Genomic DNA, 18,347 nt, shown 5'->3' on the forward strand with positions numbered 1-18,347 from the left:
AAAAAATGGTTAAAAGCATCACCTTTGATAATGGAACCGAATTTAATTATCATCATGCTATTGAGCATTATTTAAATACTACCGTGTACTTTGCAGAGCCTTATAAAAGCTGGCAAAGAGGTACAAATGAAAACACCAATGGCTTAATACGTCAGTTTATACCTAAGTCAGCGGCCATTTCATTAGTTGACGACAAACAGATAAAGAAAATACAATATCTATTGAACACACGCCCAAGAAAACGGCATAAGTTTAAAAGCCCTGCCGATTTTTATTCTAAGGAGCTAAGAAGAATTGCACTTCATGGTGTAATCTAGGTATTTTTAAAATAAACATTCGAGGTTGTTCAAAGGCTAACTTATTGCTTTTGTATATTTTATTATCCATAATTCCCATTTTTAATTAATTTTTTCCATAAAAAATCATTTGCATCCAAATCATGACTACTGATAAAACACAAACCTGATCATATTTATTATATAATGTTAATTTTATGCAAAAAACGACTTTTTTGTTAAGTTTTGTAAACATCTGATTAGATGAATCTGATTATTAAAAATAATATATAACTATATGAAAATTATATTGAATAATAAAAAGCAGACTGATTTTATGGTTTTAAATATTAGGTATCAAAATCGTTAACCTTATCTTTTTGGTACTAAAAAGTGGGGACATACCATTACTGTAAACAATGCGAGTAAGTTCTATAATTAACTTACTCGGAATAACCTCTGTAACTTCAAAAAGTTACAGAGTCAAACTATTTTCTGAACAGATAAAACAAATTTAACTAAGGCTTAACACAAGCCGCTCTGTATAGCCTATAAGTTGGTTTACTATAATATAAATCTCCATCCCCCAGATCGACTCGAATCGGTTTTCCCCTGTATGTATTGATTGTCCAATACCAATCATGAGGATGCTCAGTTTCCCAGTCGTCAAGACCTAAATAGTGATCAGAGTGATTAAACAAAGTTCCCCATTCATTAAATAGCCCGCCAATCCATCTGCCATTACCGCCGCGATAGCTTAATTGTCGGCGATAACCATTGATATTTCTTCTGGGAATACCTCCAGTCCAAATATTATCATTATTTGCATTAGTATAATCTGCAACACTGGGCATTCGGTATCCAATTCGGTTACAGTAATCTTTTGCATCTTGCACAGATGCATTAATATGAGCACCTTTGGCTATATACCATCTTTCAATTTTAAAGCTATACAGTAACTTACTTTTAGCGCTATCTGAATAAAGCTTAAATGTAGAGGGGCTAAAATTTTTATTAGCACTACTGTTTACTGGCCCTTTTAGTACTATCTTTAAAGCTACATCTCGTGAGCCTTTTCCCCAACCTGGTGTTATTGCAGATGATAAAGCTAAACTAACTCCACTCCCTAACTCAGGGAATACTCTAGCGCCATTAGCTGAGATAATCTCTTCGGGCGTTACATTTGCTAATAATAAATAAAAATAAACATTATTTGTTCCTGTCGATGGGAAATTACGTTGTGGATTGTTTATATCTTGTGGAACAAATCCTTTTCCTTTTACCCAATCTGGACCATCTAAATCTTTATATATAGTATTATTACTGGAGTCGTTTGATAAATTAGGTTGAGCATAACAAACCGATGGCGCACTTGGTTCAAAATAATCAGAATTCGATATCCATAAATCAACTGAACCTACTTCTCCGTCTGTACCATATTTTAGACACGGGTTTTCGAACGACGGTAATATTATAGCATCACTACGATGATTATTTACGCGACCATTTTTACTAATTAATGCCTCTAAACTCCATGAATATGGCAATAATAACACGCCCAACACCAACAAGAGTTTTCGGGATAATTTGAGAGATAATTTGGGAAATATAAACGAGTTTCGTGCAAAAACTCGGCGAATAGGATTATTTAATAAATTTAAATCGTAGGTTTGCCAGTGCCTTGTGCCAGAAATGATAATGCATTATTGTCTACCTGTCAAGTAATATTTTGTTTTATTTAGATTTTTACAATTATTTACTTATTTAATAAGCTTGTTTTCCTATAACCGTAAAAGTATAGCCGTTTAAAAAATAGTTGGCTAGTTTTTTGGTGGATTTTTGTAAAAAAAATACAAATGAAATAGTCCTGTTTGGCGGCGACCCTAGTTCTGACATTAGCGTATTTTGACACCGCAAAAAAACAAGCATATATAGTGTTGAGTTTTTTTACTCTAAATCGTTCAGGTGGAGTGTTGATTTTATTGAAGTTTTTATTTTGTTTTTAGGTAAAGGTAAATATTTGGTGCCGACATATAACATTTCGTCAGGGTTGGTTTTGTTCTAGAATTTAGCTTGTCGCCTTAATTTATCTTCAATGGACTTTTCAACTTTAACTAGGCGTTTAATACCATAACTAATCGTTTTATAACGTTTGTTCTTGCTGGTTAAAGGCACAAACAGCTTCAATCAGGCTTTTTTAGCACGCTATAAATGGTCGGGCGATTGACCATAAAGCGCTTAGCCAAATCAGTGATGGTTATTTTTCTTTATGATATAAACGCCTTATCTCTTGTCTGTGATAAGGCGTTAATTTTGTTTTACGTATATTCATTACCACATTTTCTCAGATTTACTGTAAATAATGCGAGTAAGTCCTACACATGAGGTATAAACAACTCAATGTTTTCCTACAATTAAACTTGTAATAGTTCAAAAAATATCCTCGGTATTTATCTCAATTTATACAGAGGATATTGCTCGTTATTTTATAAAAACGTAAAAAGTTGCTCTTTAGGTAAGCGTGATTTTGGTCGATGCGCATTGCCGTCATTTTCGGCTCGATAGCCTAATGTAGCAACAACAATACTTTTAAGTCCTTTGCTTTTGAGATCTAAGATATCGTCCATTTTTTGGGCATCATATCCTTCAATAGCCGTTGAATCAATACCAATTGTTGCTGCTGCAAAAAGCAGTTGCCCCAATGCTAGATAAGCTTGTTTACTTTCCCAACATTGTTGTGATTCAATGGTTGCACTATTGAGCTTTACAAAGTGCCGACGACCTTGATCTTGTGCTTGTTTAAGATCGGCTGAAGGATATCTACCGTCTTTATCTTCTTGATTGAGTAGATTAACTAAATGGGCGTCGTCTAATGGTGTTTTAATACAAAAGACAATCGTATGCGAAGCGCCAGTCACCCTTGGTTGATTAAATTCAAGTATAGCTGGTAAAATTTTATTCTTTGCCTCGTCGTTATCAATAACATAAAAATGCCATGGTTGTGAGTTAACTGATGATGGGCTGTTTCTTAAAACCGTTAATAATTGTTCAATCTTATCGGCAGGAATTTTTTTTGTTGGATCATAATGTTTGGTAGTGTAGCGTTTTTGAGAAATATCAACTATGTTCATTATTATGCCCTCGCGAGTTATTCTTTTCACCATTATAATTCGGTTTTATTATGTCTCAACTTATTATTTTAATAGATTTGTCAAATAGTAAAGCAATCCTTAATTAGTATTGAGTACTTTATTTTAATAAAAATAGAACATATTAAGATTGGTTACAAATAATCATTGACACCACTAATATCATTTGGTAAAAATAACATACAGTTTTAGACAGTATTAATTACAATTCAAATAGAGATTTTTATGTTTGTTAACTATTTATCACTCGACCTCAGCCTCCTCCTCGCATCAATTTGCGCGGATAGCTTGTGTGTGGAGTAAAAAGAAGTAGTTAAATAAACAACTCAACAAATTAACAAGAACCCGCGCTAAAGTGCGGGTTTTTTGTTTTTTTAACTTGAAATACCGAGATAGCGCTAAAATATATAAAAGGAAAAACAATGAGCGATCAAGTCATTATTTTTGATACAACGTTACGCGATGGTGAACAAGCATTACAAGCAAGTTTGAGCGTTAAAGAAAAGTTACAAATAGCGCTTGCTTTGGAGCGAATGCGGGTCGATGTGATGGAAGTTGGCTTTCCTGTTTCATCTCCCGGTGATTTTGAATCAGTTCAAACGATTGCTAAGACCATTAAAGATAGCTGTGTTTGTGCATTGTCTCGTTGTGTTGATAAAGACATTGATGTTGCTGCCGAGGCATTAAAAGTTGCAGATCAGTTTCGAATTCATACTTTTATGGCAACATCAACCTTACATGTTAAAGATAAATTAAAAATGACATTTGATGATGTCATTGAAAGAGCTGTGCACTGTATTAAACGTGCACGTAATTATACTAATGATGTGGAGTTTTCTTGTGAAGATGCAGGCCGTACCCCAATTGATAACTTATGTCGTATCGTTGAAGCAGCAATTAAAGCAGGGGCAAGAACGATCAATATTCCGGATACTGTCGGTTATACTGTCCCTTATCAATTTGGTGGTATTATTCGTACCCTATTTGAACGTGTCCCGAACATTGATCAAGCGATTATCTCTATTCATTGTCATGATGACTTGGGCATGTCGGTGGCTAACTCGATTAGCGCGGTTCAAGAAGGTGCTCGGCAAATTGAAGGTGCGATGAATGGTTTAGGCGAACGTGCGGGTAATACCGCACTTGAAGAAGTTATTATGGCGATTAAAGTTCGTCAAAATATCTTAAATGTTCACACAAATATCAATCACCAAGAGATTTATCGTACCAGCCAAATTGTTAGCCAAATTACTAACATGCCAATTCCAGGTAATAAAGCAATTATTGGTAGTAACGCTTTTGCCCACTCCTCAGGAATTCATCAAGATGGGGTTTTAAAAAATCGTGAAACTTATGAAATTATGACCCCTGAATCAATCGGATTAAATCAAATCCAATTAAATTTAACCTCTCGCTCAGGACGAGCCGCCGTTAAACATCGTTTAGAAGAACTTGGTTATCACGATAAAGATTATAACTTAGATCAAGTCTATGAGACATTTTTAGAATTAGCTGATAAAAAAGGCCAAGTATTCGATTATGATTTAGAGGCATTAATATTTATCAATCAATTAAAAGATGAAAAAGAACATTATGTTTTAGATTATTTTAATGTTCAATCAGGTTCGACGGTTGTTTCAACCGCTTCGGTTAGCTTGTTAATTGGTGATAAAAAGTATTCTGATGCTGCAACGGGTAACGGTCCTGTTGATGCTGTTTATCAAGCTATCAACCGTATTACTGGCGAACCTATTTCGATTGTAAAATATCAATTAGCTTCTAAAGGACAAGGTGAAAATGCTTTAGGACAAGTTGATATTGTTGCCGAATATAAAGGTCGTAAGTTCCATGGTGTGGGGCTTGCAACTGATATTGTTCACTCATCGGCTTTGGCTTTAATTAATGTATTGAATAATGTGTATAGAGCAAATCAAGTTGCACAAGAAAAACAAAAATTACATCATGACTAAAAAATAATTTGTTTTGTCGTTTAACAGCAAAACATGAAAATTAATTTAGATTGTAAAGGAATAAAAAATGTCACAAAACTACCATATTGCAGTACTTCCCGGCGACGGTATTGGCCCTGAAGTAATGAGACAAGCCTATAAAGTATTAGATGTTATCCGCCAAAAATATCAACTTTCTATTACTACTAGTGAATATGATGTGGGTGGTGCAGCAATTGATATTCATGGTTGCCCATTACCTAATGAAACACTTGAAGGCTGTGAAAAAGCTAACGCTATTTTATTTGGTTCAGTGGGTGGTCCTAAATGGTCTAATTTACCACCTGAAAAGCAACCTGAACGTGGTGCGTTATTGCCACTACGTAAACACTTCAAATTATTTGCTAATATGCGCCCTGCTCGTTTATATCAAGGCTTAGAAGATCTTTGCCCATTACGCACCGATATTGCTGAGCGTGGATTTGATATTTTATGTATGCGCGAATTAACTGGCGGTATTTATTTTGGATTACCTAAAGGACGTGAAGGTAGTGGTGCTCAAGAAAAAGCATTTGATACTGAAGTTTATCATCGTTTTGAGATAGAACGTATTGCAAAAATGGGGTTTGAAGCTGCACGTTTACGTCGCAAAAAAGTAACTTCAATTGATAAAGCCAACGTTTTACAAACCTCAATTTTGTGGCGCGAGGTGGTCAATGAAGTAGCTAAAAACTATCCTGATATTGAACTTGAGCATATGTATATCGATAATGCCACAATGCAACTTGTTAAAGATCCGTCTCAATTCGATGTTATTTTATGCTCAAATTTATTTGGGGATATATTATCCGATGAATGTGCCATGATAACTGGTTCAATGGGGATGTTACCTTCTGCTAGCCTTAATGAACAAGGCTTTGGCTTATATGAACCTGCTGGTGGTAGCGCACCTGACATTGCTGGCAAAAATATTGCTAATCCTGCTGCACAAATTTTGTCATTAGCCTTGTTAGTCCGTTATAGCTTTAAACGTGATGATATTGCCTCAGCTATCGAAACAGCAGTAAATAAAGCATTAGAGCAAGGCTATCGTACTATCGATCTTGCACAAAAAGAACAAGCCGTTTCAACTGATGAAATGGGAGACATTATTTGTAAGCTTATTTAATTGAATTAGCTATGTTAAATGTGTAGTAAAGGGATACTCAAGTATGCAAAATAAACTGCTCCTTGTATCCTTTTTACTTCAATTAATTATAGTATTAGTAAATAATGTCAAAGTTTAAAACTAATACTAGTTGTAAAAAATAATAAGGAATCTGCAATGTCAAAAACACTGTATCAGAAATTATATGATGCGCATGTCGTTTATGAGGCTCCAAATGAAACGCCTATTTTATATATCGATCGTCATTTAGTTCATGAAGTCACATCTCCACAGGCCTTTGATGGCTTACGTGCAATGAATCGTAAAGTTCGCCAGCCCAATAAGACTTTTGCAACTATGGATCATAATACTTCAACCAAAAGTAATGATTTAAGTGCCTGTAGCGAAATGGCTCGCATTCAATTAACTGAACTGGCAAAAAATGCCAAAGAGTTTGGTGTTTCGTTATATGATTTACAAAGCCCATTACGTGGTATTGTCCATGTAGTCGGTCCTGAGCAAGGTATGACTTTACCGGGTATGACTATTGTGTGTGGTGATTCGCACACTGCAACACATGGCGCATTTGGTGCATTAGCTTTTGGTATTGGTACTTCCGAAGTTGAGCATGTGTTAGCTACTCAAACCTTAAAGCAAGGTCGAGCTAAAACTATGAAAATTGAAGTTAAAGGACATGTTGCTGATGGCATTACCGCTAAGGATATTATTTTAGCTATCATTGACAAAACAACCAGTGCTGGCGGTACAGGTCATGTAGTTGAATTTTGTGGTGATGCTATTAAATCATTATCAATGGAAGGACGCATGACGTTGTGTAATATGGCAATTGAAATGGGAGCTAAAGCTGGCATAATTGCACCAGATGAAGTCACTTTTGAGTACTTAAAAGATCGCCAATTTTCACCAAAAGGTGAAGACTTCGACAAAGCAGTGGCTTATTGGAAAACACTAAAAACCGACGAAGGTGCACATTTTGATACAGTTGTGACGTTAGAAGGAAAAGATATCGCACCACAAGTTACTTGGGGAACGAACCCTGGTCAAGTAACTTCAATTAATGCAACGGTACCGAATCCTAATGATTTTGCTGATCCTATTGAAAAACACTCTGCTGAGCGTGCATTAGCTTATATGGGATTAACCGCTGGCACCAAAATGACTGATATTAAGATCAATAAAGTGTTTATTGGTTCTTGTACAAACTCACGTATAGAAGATTTACGAGCTGCTGCGCAAATTGCTAAAGGCCGCAAAGTGGCTGATGGTGTACAAGCATTAGTTGTACCCGGTTCAGGACCAGTGAAAGAACAAGCTGAAGCCGAAGGATTAGATAAGATTTTTACTGATGCAGGATTTGAATGGCGCTTACCAGGTTGCTCTATGTGTCTTGCAATGAACGATGATAAATTAGCACCAGGAGATCGTTGTGCATCAACTAGCAACCGTAATTTTGAAGGTCGCCAAGGACGCGATGCTAGAACACATTTAGTTAGTCCTGCTATGGCAGCAGCCGCAGCTATTACTGGTCATTTTACAGATATTCGCAAACCATTTTAAGGAGAGACTTTTCATGGTAAAATTTACAAAACATACTGGGCTAGTCGTTCCTTTGGATGCGGCTAATGTTGATACAGATGCAATCATTCCTAAACAGTTTTTACAGAAAGTAACACGCACTGGATTTGGTAAACATGCTTTTCATGAATGGCGCTTTTTAGATGATGCTGGCAAGCAACCTAATCCTGAATTTGTCTTGAATAAACCCCGCTATAAAGGTGCCAGCATTTTATTGGCGCGAGAAAATTTTGGTTGTGGTTCTTCTCGTGAACATGCGCCATGGGCGCTTGCCGATTATGGGTTTAAAGCCATTATAGGCTCAAGCTTTGCCGATATCTTTTATAATAACTCATTTAACAATCAGTTATTATTGGTTAATTTATCCGAGGAAGATGTCGATGAGCTGTTTAAAATTGTCGAAGCCAATGAAGGCATTGAGTTTACCATTGATTTAGTCAATGAAGTTGTTATTGCCGGCGACAAGCAATATCCATTTAAAATCGATGCCTTTAAACGTCACTGTTTACTAAATGGTTTAGATAATATTGGTTTAACCTTACAACATGAAGAAGCAATTAGCAACTTTGAACATAAAATTCCAAGCTTTTTAGCTTAATTTTATTAAAGGGCGCAAATTGCGCCCATGATTAAAATAAGCGATATATATCCAAAAAATTTGAATTCAAATTTAAAGCTGTTTACGTTGGCTTGATGGTGGAATTGATAAGGCTTCGCGGTATTTCGCTACGGTGCGACGTGCAATAATAATACCTTGTTCTTCAAGCATCGAAACTAATTTACTATCACTTAATGGCTTTTTACTATTTTCTGCCGATATATATTTTTTAATTAATGCTTGGATAGCGGTAGATGAAACCTCACCACCAGAATCATTATTAACATGACTTGAGAAAAAGAATTTAAGTTCATAGATTCCGCTTGGACAATGCAGATATTTTTGAGTTGTTACACGAGAAATGGTTGATTCATGCATATCAATTGCCGTTGCAATATCAGACAAAATCATTGGTTTCATGTATTCAGCACCGTGTTCAAAAAAGGCTTGCTGATGCTCAACAATAAATTGGCTGACTTTTAATAAGGTTTCGTTACGGTTTTCGATGCTTTTAATAAACCAATTAGCTTCTTGCAGATGAGATCTAATATATTGCCCATCACTTTCATTAGCTAATTTTACCATATCTGCGTATTGCTGATTAATGCGTAAAGCTGGCACAGTATCGCTATTTAGATACACAACCCATTTTCCTTGTACTTTTTTTACCATGACATCAGGTATGACATAGTCTGGAGAAGCAGTATTAACCAAATCGCCAGGATAAGGTTGTAAACGTTGTATAAACTCAACAGCCTCTTTTAATTGTTCATCTGTTGTATTTAACACTTTTTTTAAGTTTCTATAATCGCGTATGGCTAATAATTCTAAATAATTATCAATAATTTGTTTAACTAACGGTGGAGTATCTAAATGTTGAATTTGAATAGACAAACACTCTTGCAACGATCTGGCACCAACACCGATAGGATCAAAATTCCATATTCGTTTCAATACTGCTTCAACTTCGGCAATTTCAATTTCATCATTACCTTGCTCTTCAAGTATTTCTTCTGTTGAAACTGTTAAATAGCCTCTCTCATCTATAGCTTCAATAATAGATACTGCTATCGCCCTATCAGTATCGCTAAAGGGTGTTAGTTCAAGTTGCCATTCTAGATAATCATGTAATGTTTCGTGAGTTTCACCTTGATAGATAGGCAATTCGTCATTACGATAATCTGAGTTAGTTCCAGATGGAGTTCCTGCACTATAAATATCATCTAAAGATGCATCCAGTGGAATATCATCGGGAATCTCTTTGCTATCTAAAGCCTCACGCGTATCAATATTTTCTGCTTCATCGTTTTGTTTAACGTTCACTTCGTCATATTGATCATCAACTTCAAGCAATGGATTGTTTTCAAGCGCAGTTTGTATTTCTTGTTGGAGTTCTAAAGTTGACAACTGTAGTAATTTAATCGCCAATTGTAATTGTGGCGTCATGGATAATTGTTGAGAGACTTTCAGTTGTAAACTGGTTTTCATCATAATCTGAACGCGTTTCCTAAGTAAACGCGTTTTACATATTCGTTACTTAAGATGTCATTTGGTGAACCTTCAGCAATTAAATGCCCTTTATTAACAATGTAAGCACGTTCGCAAACATCTAACGTTTCACGTACATTATGATCGGTTATTAATACACCCAACCCTCGATCACGTAGATGCTTAATAATATTTTTGATATCTATCACCGAAATTGGATCAACACCAGCAAAAGGTTCATCAAGTAAAATAAATTTAGGATTAGCTGCTAACGCTCTTGCTATTTCTACTCGACGTCTTTCTCCACCTGATAGAGATTGTCCTATGCTGTCACGAATATGAGAAATATGGAACTCTTCAAGTAATTCTTCGGCACGATCGATTTTCTCATTTTTATCAATATCTTTACGAGTTTCTAAAATTGCCATAATGTTATCTATAACAGACAATTTTCTGAAAATAGACGCTTCTTGTGGTAAATAGCCAATACCTTTTTGAGCTCGCTCATGTAAAGGTAAAATGCTGATATCATGATCATCAAGATAAATTTTACCTGCATTTAATGTCACTATACCAACCACCATATAAAAAGTAGTCGTTTTACCCGCACCATTGGGGCCCAATAATCCAACAATTTCGCCTGAGTTGACTGTTAAACTTACATCTTCAACAACTCGTCTTTTTTTATATACTTTGGCCAAATTTTCCGCTTTTAAAATTGACATTTTATTTGTTCATCCCTTTAACTTGATTTGGGATAATAGTGCTTTTTACTCGCATATTCTTACCTGGATTGGCTAATATTTGCTGTTTTTTGACATCGTATGTAATCAGATCACTAACAATATGATTATCTTGTTGAAATAATTCAGCATGCCCCCGTAAAATAACATTATTTTGTTTTACATCATAAATAACTTGTGAAGAATGACCCGTTACAATCTTATTTTTTTCTGTTAAAATTTGTTTATAACTCACAGGGTTACCATAAGCTGTGATTTTTTGCTTATTTTTGTCTTGCGTGTCAGTGATAACCACTTTATCAGCTTTTATAGTTAATCCTTCTTGGACAATAACAACATTTCCAATAAATGTAATTGTATCATTTTCAATATCAATTTTTTGATTATCTGCATCTATCGTAATGGGTTTATTATCAGCGAACATTTTATGTTCTTCTTTAGAATTTATAGATTGCAAAGTAAGTTCATTAGCGAAACTACTTAAAGAAATTGGTAGCAATAAAATTAATGAAAAAACACCCCGTTTTAGCGAACTCATGTTTTATTTTGCCTCTGTATTATAATATGTTTTTACATTTTCAAGTATGTTAGCCGTTTTGGCATGTAAATCACCCGCTAAACCAATACCAGTTGAATAAAATCCCGCCCCATTAATGATGACAGGATCTTTTGATTTGACTAGTTGTGAAGTTAAATCTATCACGGCATTATCAGTTTTTACTTGTTTCAATTGAGCTTCTTGTGTCAAATTATCTAATTGAACATCATCATAAAGGTAAAGAAGTTTATCTTTTGTCAACGTCGCTTTTTTTGCTTTAATATGCCATGTAACTGAATGATTCTGTTCATAAAACGTAAAATTGGGCAAATCAAATTCAGTATTATTTGAGTCATCAAAATGCCTTACATTACTGGACTCAATTCTATAAATAAGATCCCCTGATAAGTCATAAATATCTGTTAACATTTTATCACTTTGATACATCGGCTTATCTGATATATTTAGAGTGGATTGATTTACAATCTCATCTCCTTTTTGATAATTATAATAAACACCGATAACAACAATGAGAAGTAAAAAACAGATTAGATTTTTTTTATTCATAACATACGTTTTTCACATTAATTAGAAATTATTATTTCGAATGCCAAAATTTTAATTATTTTACTTTATTTTTTATTAAATTAATATCGAACATTAAAAGAAGTTAAATCGTTTTGTGGTAATAATTCAAAAATATTAACATGTGAAATACGTGAAGATGCAGGACCGCCATTTTCAATCCATTTTATTAATTTGCTTATTTGTAAATTATCACCTTGAGCTATAATCTCAACATCACCATTATCTAAATTTTGAACATAACCAACTAAATTCAGTTTTTGGGCTTGCTGATAAGTAAAAAAACGAAATCCTACACCTTGCACACGACCGTTAACATTTATTTTAACTTTCTTAATCATTTTGCAACCCCATTTTATTATAATTCAAATATATTTATCTTAATGATGAAATACTAATTTAGATTGAAAATACAGAACATAATTTTTTATCATGGTTAAATAGCTTATATAAAAATAAATACTATAGTTAAATGTTAGATTAATTAATAATCTAACAATTATTAAGTTTTTACTTATCGACTAAATTTTAGTTTTTTAACAAAATAAACAATAATAAATAATTAAAACAATGGAAATAAATATGTTATTAAAATATAAAAAAGTTTTTTTACTTTAACTATTATCAGTATTAAGCTACTATACACTTAATTCATGTGCTTTTGCTAATGTTGAAATTGATAAACAGAAAATTAGCAAAGTTTTTGATGAATTTAATAGTGTGAAAGTCTATTATAATGGTAGCATCAATAATGTAAGAGGAAGAAATATTGCTAAAGACGGCTATAACTTAGGTCTGAAATATCAATGTGTTGAATTTATCAAACGCTATTATTATCAACGCTTCAATCACAAAATGCCCAATAGCTATGGGCATGCAAAGGAGTTCTTTGACCCTTCGATCGTTGATGGAAAATGGATAATAGAAGGTTTTGGCGTTTTAGGTTATTTACATAAAATGTAATATATTAATATTATATAAAATAACATCATTTTCAAATACATAACTTAATAACAATACGTTAATAAGCCTGTCACAATCGATGGGTATTACTTTATTTTTTAATAAAAAAGAAAGATAGTTATAAAAACATAATAGGAAAAATAAATTCTTATAATGAGAAATATAATATTATTCAAATACAAAAAAACATTATTCTTTGTCATTTTATCAATACTTACTTATTACGTTTTTTACACATATGTTTACCCTGATATGCAAGTTGATAAAGAAAAAATAGGCAAAGTTGTTGATCAATTCAATGGTGTTGATGTTTATTATAATGGTAGTACTGGTAATGTTAGTGGTCGTAATCTAACTAAAGACGGCTATAACTTAGGCCAAAAGTACCAATGCGTTGAATTTATTAAACGTTATTATTATCAACGTTTTAATCACAAAATGCCAGATAGTTATGGTCATGCTAAAAATTACTTCGATGAATCAATTCCTGATGGTCAGCTTAATCCTAAACGTAATTTATTACAATTTCATAATGGTTCGCCAACTAAACCACAAGTTGAAGATATTATTGTTTTTGGTTGGTCAAGATATGGTCATGTTGCCATTATTAGCAAAGTTAGCGATAACGAAATTGAAATTATTCAACAAAACCCTGGTCCCAACAAAAGCAGTCGTGCAACTTATCCATTAATTTTTAATAAGGGATTATGGAAAGTAGATAGTTTCCGTATTTTAGGTTATTTACGTAAAAATAAATAATTGCCTGCACCAGAGTAAACTACAACAAAAAAAACAAATGGCATAGTTACAGAAAATATTCAAAATAATAATTCAGATTTTTAATCAAGATTAATCAACAAACCATTCATTCTTCTGTTTTGATACTATTTTTATAGTCTCCAAAATAGCCGATAAATGTTCATGTTGAGCTATTGCTGCAAGATCTGGATCATGATTTTTTAAAGCTATCAGAATTTTTTCATGCTGTTTAACAAGATCCTCTGGTGGAGAAATTTTTTCTAATGAAAGGAATCTAACACGATCCATCATAGCTTTAATATTTTCAACCGTTTCCCATGCCATTTGGCAGTCTATTACGTTCATTAAAATTTGGTGGAATTCATCATCTTTTTCTAGAAAATATTGAATATTTTTATGTTTATTGGCCTCTTTTTGTTCATCAATATTTTTTTGCAGTAATAAAATATCTGAATCATTAATTTTTAATGCGGTTTGTCTAATAATTGCACATTCAACTGCATCTCGAATAAATTGTCCATCAATAACTTTTTTAATCGATATTTTTGTGACAAAAGTTCCTCGTTGCGGCAAAATTTGAACAAGCCCCGCTTCAGCTAATTTAATAAATGCTTCTCTGACCGGTTGCCTTGAGACATTAAATTGACTAGAAATCTCTTTTTCTGAAAGTAAAACACCTGGCAACACCTGACAAGTAATAATAGCTTTTCTTAATTTACGGTAAATTTGTTGATTAACAGGTTCTGAAATATTTAAGTCGGCAGATTTAAACATATATCATCTTAGGTAAAAATTAAATTATGAAGAATAGTAGGGGATTTTTAAATATAAGAAAAGTTTTTTTGATAAATGATTATCAATATAAAAAGATTATTTGAACTTAATAGAAGTAAAAGTGTAACGCCCTTGCGGACAATTACACTTTGCTATTATTAATTATGTTAGTTTTGTTAGTAATGCTTTAAAAAAATTTTTCTAACTGTTTTACTGACTGTTTAGCACCAATATCTCGCAAAGATAAATAAGCTTTAGTCACCTGCTCAACAAAATATTGATTGTTAGGTAGATCATCACCAAATACATGTGATAATAACAATAACGATTTTACTCGTTCTTGATTATCTTGGCTATTTGCTACTAGTTCTTTCAGTTTATCGGAAATTGGGTCACTTACCTCAATCTTCCTACCCGCATCATCAGTCCCACTTACATACCGCATCCAAGCTGCAATACCTAAAGCTAAGCAATCAAATGGTGTGTTATTTGCTAAATGAAAACGGACTGAATCAAGCATACGTTGAGGTAATTTTAAGGTGCCATCCATGGCTATTTGCCAAGTACGATGTTTTAAACCTGTATTACGATAACGATCAAGCAACGAATCAGCATAAGCCTGTAAATCAACGCCTTTCACTCGTAGTGTACTTGCTTGTTCATTTATCATCAAATGCCTTGCAGCTTTAACATAAAAAGGATCTTGCATACATTCATCTATATGTAAATATCCAGCTAAATAGCCTAAATAAGCTAAAAATGAGTGACTACCATTTAACATATGTAGCTTCATCTCTTCATAAGGCAAGACATCACTAACAAGTTCAGCGCCAGCTTTTTGCCAATCAGGCCGGCCAGCAACAAAGTTATCTTCAATAATCCATTGCTTAAAGGGTTCGCCAGCAATACCTGCAGGATCTTCGATTCCTCCCAGTTGTTTTTGAATTTTTTCCATCGTTTCTGGTGTCACTGCTGGTACTATTCGATCAACCATTGTTGAAGGAAATGTTACATTTTGTTCTATCCAATTAGCCAAATTTGGATCGCGCAGTTTCGCTAACGCCAAAACGACATTCCGCGTTACATGACCATTTTCTGGCATATTATCACAAGACATAACTGTAAACGGTTTTAAACCTTTTTCTTTACGTAAATATAATGCTTCAACAATCACACCAGGGACAGTTTTTGGCTTAGTTGGATTTTCAATATCGTGTTTAATTAGTGTATTATTGGTATCAATTGATGCCGTTGCAGGTAAATAGCAATAACCTTTTTCGGTAACAGTGATTGACACAATGGCAATTTCAGGGCGTGTCATAACTTCTAGTATTTTGACAATACCATCTATATCGGCATGTAATGCTTCTTTGGCAACACCAACAACTTGAGTTGACCAATTGTCATAAGCCATTTCACAAACACTAAATAAGCAATCTTGCTGTTTTAAATCTTCAATTTGCTTTTCACCGTCGATTAAATTAACTTCACAATATCCCCAATCACTACCATATTTAGCCGCTAAGATATCAGTAAAAACTGCCTGATGAGCACGATGAAAGGCACCAAAACCAAGATGGACAATTTTAGTTTTAAGCTTATTTCTATCATAGTTTGGTACAACTACCTCTTTAGGTAGTTGTGATAAAGTTTTAGTTGATAGTTTCATTATATTTTCCATTTAATTTAATGATTAGATTTTTTGCCACACGTCTTGGTATTTGTGACCAAGTTAAGTCTTCAATTACTTTTCTTGCTTCATCTGCTACATCTTCTTTTGAACCATTATTTTTTAATCTTTCAATTTCATTGACTAAAATTGTATGAGTTTGTTTATTCAATTTAAATGTAAGTGCAAAAATTAAAGCAATAAATAAAAGTCCTGCTGTGCCACATAAAAATAATAATCCTATTGTTGTAATTGCTTGTTCGCTTTGGACTGTACTACCCTGAACAAATCCTCCTTTTTGTAAGATAAGACCAACAACAAATGTAGCAATAGCAACCGTTGTCTTTCTACCAAATGTCATTACGGCAGCATATAATCCTTCTCGTCTTTGTCTGGTTAAGATTTCATCCACATCAGGAATAAAAGGAAATACGTTCCAAGGTGTAAATTCAAGGATACATCGTCCTGACTGATAACAAATTGCAAAAATATAAAGAAGTAAGATTTTTGATTCTGGATTAAACATATAAACAAAATAAAAACCAACAATACATAGAATCATTGTTGAATAAGAAAATGTATATAACTTACCAGGTCCATATTTTACCATCGCAAATCCAGCTAATAATGTTATTGGTAAACCAATAATACTTAGTGAAAGCAAAGCAGCTGCTACAGATGAAGGAACGACCAAACAATATACACAAAAAAAGACAAATACAGTATTAAATACATCTTTAGCTGTAAATGAAAATAAATAGCCAAATGGCGGCGAAATGCTTTTATATTAAAAGTTGAAAGATATTCAGAAAATAATTTCTTAACGGTCATTAGTTTTTCTGAAAATGTTAGTTTTGTAGGTGCTTTTTGTAACTGCTTTAACATCTCTCCTGTTGGTTCTCTTTCCCAAGTTGCTTTATAGGAAATAAATACACATATAGCAAATATCACAGCAAATAATAGACCATTAATAAAATATGCATAGGCATTATTTTCGCCAAAATAATTAATCAAAATGCCAGGGACAAAAGTCGCCAAAAAAGTACCACAAGCAGAGAAAAACATTCTTCCGGTGGATAATTTAGTTCGGTCGTTATAGTTCTTAGTCATTTCTGATGGTAATGTTTCCCATGGAATAAGAACTATTGCTGCTACAATTTCAAATGCCAAATATGCTGCTAGGTAAAACCAAAAATTCATACCTACTACCCATAATAAGACATAAAGTAACATCAGTGGTGAACCAATCAATAAGAAAAAGCGTCTACGACCAAATTTTTGTCCCAATCTATATTTGTAAAAATGATCAGTAAAACTCCCCATAAATAAACTTACAATAGCATCAACAATTCTCGCTATAGCAACAATAGATGCAGCTTCCAATGGAGTTAATCCTACAAAAGTAGTATAGAAAAATAATAGCCATGCACCAATGATTGAGAAAGCTCCTGTAAATGCCCCAAACTTAGTACACAACTCACATAGAAAATTAAGCTGCTTGTTTTAGTGTTTTATACTCAATCGGTGTCATGTTATTTAATGCCTCATGCGGTCTTTCGGTGTTATAAATCGTTAGCCATTCTTCGGTTATTCACCTTGCTTGTGCTAAGTTGTTAAAAAGATATAAATCAAGTACTTCAGTACGATAGGTACGATTAAATCGTTCAATATAACCATTTTGATAAGGGCTACCGGGCTTTATATAATCAATGGCTATATCATGTGATTTAGCCCAGTTTATCTAAGTAACGGGTAATCCTTCCTGCTGGTAAGCTGACTGCAATATCAATACCTAACGCCTCACGATTAAAGTCATCGATGACATTGAATGTCCTAAAGCGACGTTGATTACGGCTACTATCACTCATAAAATCCATTGACCAACATTCACCTTGTTTATTAGGCACAAATAGCTTTTCCGGGCATCGTGGAGGAATGCGTTTTTTTCGTTTTACTCTGAGATTAAGCTTTAATTCACAATACACCCGATAAACACGCTTATGGTTCCATTGATAGCCGAGCTTTCTGATACGATTAAAGCATTTAGGAAAGCCCCAGCGTAAATGCCGGTCTGTGATAGCATTCAATACCGAAACAATCACCGAATCATCCTG

The 18,347-nt window shown here is 33.7% G+C and carries 17 protein-coding genes and 2 pseudogenes; 7 read left to right on the plus strand and 12 right to left on the minus strand.

Annotated elements, in window-relative coordinates; all coding sequences use genetic code 11:
* Positions 1–317 (plus strand): IS30 family transposase (locus A9G37_RS04990; protein ID WP_141671066.1); only part of this gene is annotated, 317 nt, incomplete at its 5' end.
* A 476-nt stretch (positions 318–793) separates the two neighbouring features.
* Here the strand turns inward: A9G37_RS04990 and A9G37_RS04995 are convergent.
* On the minus strand, positions 794–1,831 hold the full coding sequence (locus A9G37_RS04995) for a hypothetical protein (RefSeq protein ID WP_065574814.1): 1,038 nt from the start codon (positions 1,829–1,831) through the stop codon (positions 794–796).
* Between the two features lie 930 nt (positions 1,832–2,761).
* Positions 2,762–3,406, minus strand: coding sequence for an oxygen-insensitive NAD(P)H nitroreductase (gene nfsB, locus A9G37_RS05000; RefSeq protein ID WP_065574815.1), 645 nt, complete (start codon positions 3,404–3,406; stop codon positions 2,762–2,764).
* Between the two features lie 440 nt (positions 3,407–3,846).
* On the opposite strand from nfsB, the gene leuA reads away from it, so the two are divergent.
* The 4 genes from leuA (at position 3,847) to leuD (ending at position 8,714) form a co-directional block, all read left to right on the plus strand.
* A complete protein-coding gene (gene leuA, locus A9G37_RS05005; protein WP_065574816.1) occupies positions 3,847–5,394 on the plus strand; it encodes a 2-isopropylmalate synthase in 1,548 nt (515 codons plus the stop codon).
* A gap of 67 nt (positions 5,395–5,461) precedes the next feature.
* Positions 5,462–6,541 (plus strand): 3-isopropylmalate dehydrogenase, encoded by a 1,080-nt coding sequence (gene leuB / locus A9G37_RS05010; RefSeq protein ID WP_065574817.1) that lies wholly within the window; start codon positions 5,462–5,464, stop codon positions 6,539–6,541.
* 156 nt (positions 6,542–6,697) lie between these two features.
* Positions 6,698–8,098 (plus strand): 3-isopropylmalate dehydratase large subunit, encoded by a 1,401-nt coding sequence (gene leuC / locus A9G37_RS05015; protein WP_065574818.1) that lies wholly within the window; start codon positions 6,698–6,700, stop codon positions 8,096–8,098.
* A 13-nt stretch (positions 8,099–8,111) separates the two neighbouring features.
* Entirely contained in the window at positions 8,112–8,714 is a 603-nt protein-coding gene (gene leuD, locus A9G37_RS05020; protein ID WP_065574819.1) for a 3-isopropylmalate dehydratase small subunit, read from the plus strand.
* 72 nt (positions 8,715–8,786) lie between these two features.
* Here leuD and A9G37_RS05025 read toward each other — a convergent pair whose 3' ends face one another.
* The 5 genes from A9G37_RS05025 to yccX form a co-directional block, all read right to left on the minus strand.
* Positions 8,787–10,202 (minus strand): RNA polymerase factor sigma-54, encoded by a 1,416-nt coding sequence (locus tag A9G37_RS05025; RefSeq protein ID WP_065574828.1) that lies wholly within the window; start codon positions 10,200–10,202, stop codon positions 8,787–8,789.
* Complete coding sequence (gene lptB, locus A9G37_RS05030) at positions 10,202–10,927, minus strand: LPS export ABC transporter ATP-binding protein (RefSeq protein ID WP_065574820.1); 726 nt, start codon at positions 10,925–10,927, stop codon at positions 10,202–10,204. The genes A9G37_RS05025 and lptB overlap by 1 nt, the downstream gene beginning before the upstream one ends.
* A gap of 1 nt (position 10,928) precedes the next feature.
* Positions 10,929–11,483, minus strand: a complete 555-nt coding sequence (lptA, locus tag A9G37_RS05035; protein WP_065574821.1) for a lipopolysaccharide transport periplasmic protein LptA — start codon at positions 11,481–11,483, stop codon at positions 10,929–10,931.
* Between the two features lie 3 nt (positions 11,484–11,486).
* A complete protein-coding gene (gene lptC / locus A9G37_RS05040; RefSeq protein WP_065574822.1) occupies positions 11,487–12,050 on the minus strand; it encodes an LPS export ABC transporter periplasmic protein LptC in 564 nt (187 codons plus the stop codon).
* An 80-nt stretch (positions 12,051–12,130) separates the two neighbouring features.
* A complete protein-coding gene (gene yccX, locus A9G37_RS05045) occupies positions 12,131–12,409 on the minus strand; it encodes an acylphosphatase (RefSeq protein ID WP_141671067.1) in 279 nt (92 codons plus the stop codon).
* Between the two features lie 379 nt (positions 12,410–12,788).
* On the opposite strand from yccX, the gene A9G37_RS05050 reads away from it, so the two are divergent.
* Together A9G37_RS05050 and A9G37_RS05055 are read left to right on the plus strand one after the other, a co-directional pair.
* Positions 12,789–13,031, plus strand: a complete 243-nt coding sequence (locus A9G37_RS05050) for a hypothetical protein (protein WP_065574823.1) — start codon at positions 12,789–12,791, stop codon at positions 13,029–13,031.
* Positions 13,032–13,283: 252 nt separating this feature from the next.
* A complete protein-coding gene (locus A9G37_RS05055) occupies positions 13,284–13,790 on the plus strand; it encodes a CHAP domain-containing protein (RefSeq protein WP_218057016.1) in 507 nt (168 codons plus the stop codon).
* Between the two features lie 90 nt (positions 13,791–13,880).
* Here A9G37_RS05055 and A9G37_RS05060 read toward each other — a convergent pair whose 3' ends face one another.
* From A9G37_RS05060 to A9G37_RS05075, 5 genes and pseudogenes are all read right to left on the minus strand, one after another.
* A complete protein-coding gene (locus tag A9G37_RS05060; RefSeq protein WP_065574824.1) occupies positions 13,881–14,564 on the minus strand; it encodes a GntR family transcriptional regulator in 684 nt (227 codons plus the stop codon).
* A 187-nt stretch (positions 14,565–14,751) separates the two neighbouring features.
* The gene (locus tag A9G37_RS05065) at positions 14,752–16,233 is read right to left on the minus strand and encodes a mannitol dehydrogenase family protein (protein WP_065574825.1); all 1,482 of its coding nucleotides are present in this window, start codon (positions 16,231–16,233) and stop codon (positions 14,752–14,754) included.
* Positions 16,234–16,257: 24 nt separating this feature from the next.
* A pseudogene (locus tag A9G37_RS13520) lies at positions 16,258–17,682 on the minus strand (MFS transporter); the annotation flags it as partial.
* 40 nt (positions 17,683–17,722) lie between these two features.
* Positions 17,723–17,974, minus strand: a pseudogene (locus tag A9G37_RS13525) (integrase core domain-containing protein).
* Positions 17,961–18,347 (minus strand): IS3 family transposase (locus A9G37_RS05075; RefSeq protein ID WP_218059316.1); only part of this gene is annotated, 387 nt, incomplete at its 5' end. The gene A9G37_RS05075 and the pseudogene A9G37_RS13525, both read right to left, overlap by 14 nt.

The organism is Gilliamella sp. GillExp13 (genome assembly GCF_001690815.1).
GTDB lineage: Bacteria > Pseudomonadota > Gammaproteobacteria > Enterobacterales > Orbaceae > Gilliamella > Gilliamella bombi.

Coding starts and splice junctions, on each gene's coding strand:
- nfsB (WP_065574815.1), bottom strand. CDS start 3,406: ATGAACATAGTTGATATTTCTCAAAAACGCTACACTACCAAACATTAT.
- leuA (WP_065574816.1), top strand. CDS start 3,847: ATGAGCGATCAAGTCATTATTTTTGATACAACGTTACGCGATGGTGAA.
- leuB (WP_065574817.1), top strand. CDS start 5,462: ATGTCACAAAACTACCATATTGCAGTACTTCCCGGCGACGGTATTGGC.
- leuC (WP_065574818.1), top strand. CDS start 6,698: ATGTCAAAAACACTGTATCAGAAATTATATGATGCGCATGTCGTTTAT.
- leuD (WP_065574819.1), top strand. CDS start 8,112: ATGGTAAAATTTACAAAACATACTGGGCTAGTCGTTCCTTTGGATGCG.
- A9G37_RS05025 (WP_065574828.1), bottom strand. CDS start 10,202: ATGAAAACCAGTTTACAACTGAAAGTCTCTCAACAATTATCCATGACG.
- lptB (WP_065574820.1), bottom strand. CDS start 10,927: ATGTCAATTTTAAAAGCGGAAAATTTGGCCAAAGTATATAAAAAAAGA.
- lptA (WP_065574821.1), bottom strand. CDS start 11,483: ATGAGTTCGCTAAAACGGGGTGTTTTTTCATTAATTTTATTGCTACCA.
- lptC (WP_065574822.1), bottom strand. CDS start 12,050: ATGAATAAAAAAAATCTAATCTGTTTTTTACTTCTCATTGTTGTTATC.
- yccX (WP_141671067.1), bottom strand. CDS start 12,409: ATGATTAAGAAAGTTAAAATAAATGTTAACGGTCGTGTGCAAGGTGTA.
- A9G37_RS05055 (WP_218057016.1), top strand. CDS start 13,284: ATGCAAGTTGATAAAGAAAAAATAGGCAAAGTTGTTGATCAATTCAAT.
- A9G37_RS05060 (WP_065574824.1), bottom strand. CDS start 14,564: ATGTTTAAATCTGCCGACTTAAATATTTCAGAACCTGTTAATCAACAA.
- A9G37_RS05065 (WP_065574825.1), bottom strand. CDS start 16,233: ATGAAACTATCAACTAAAACTTTATCACAACTACCTAAAGAGGTAGTT.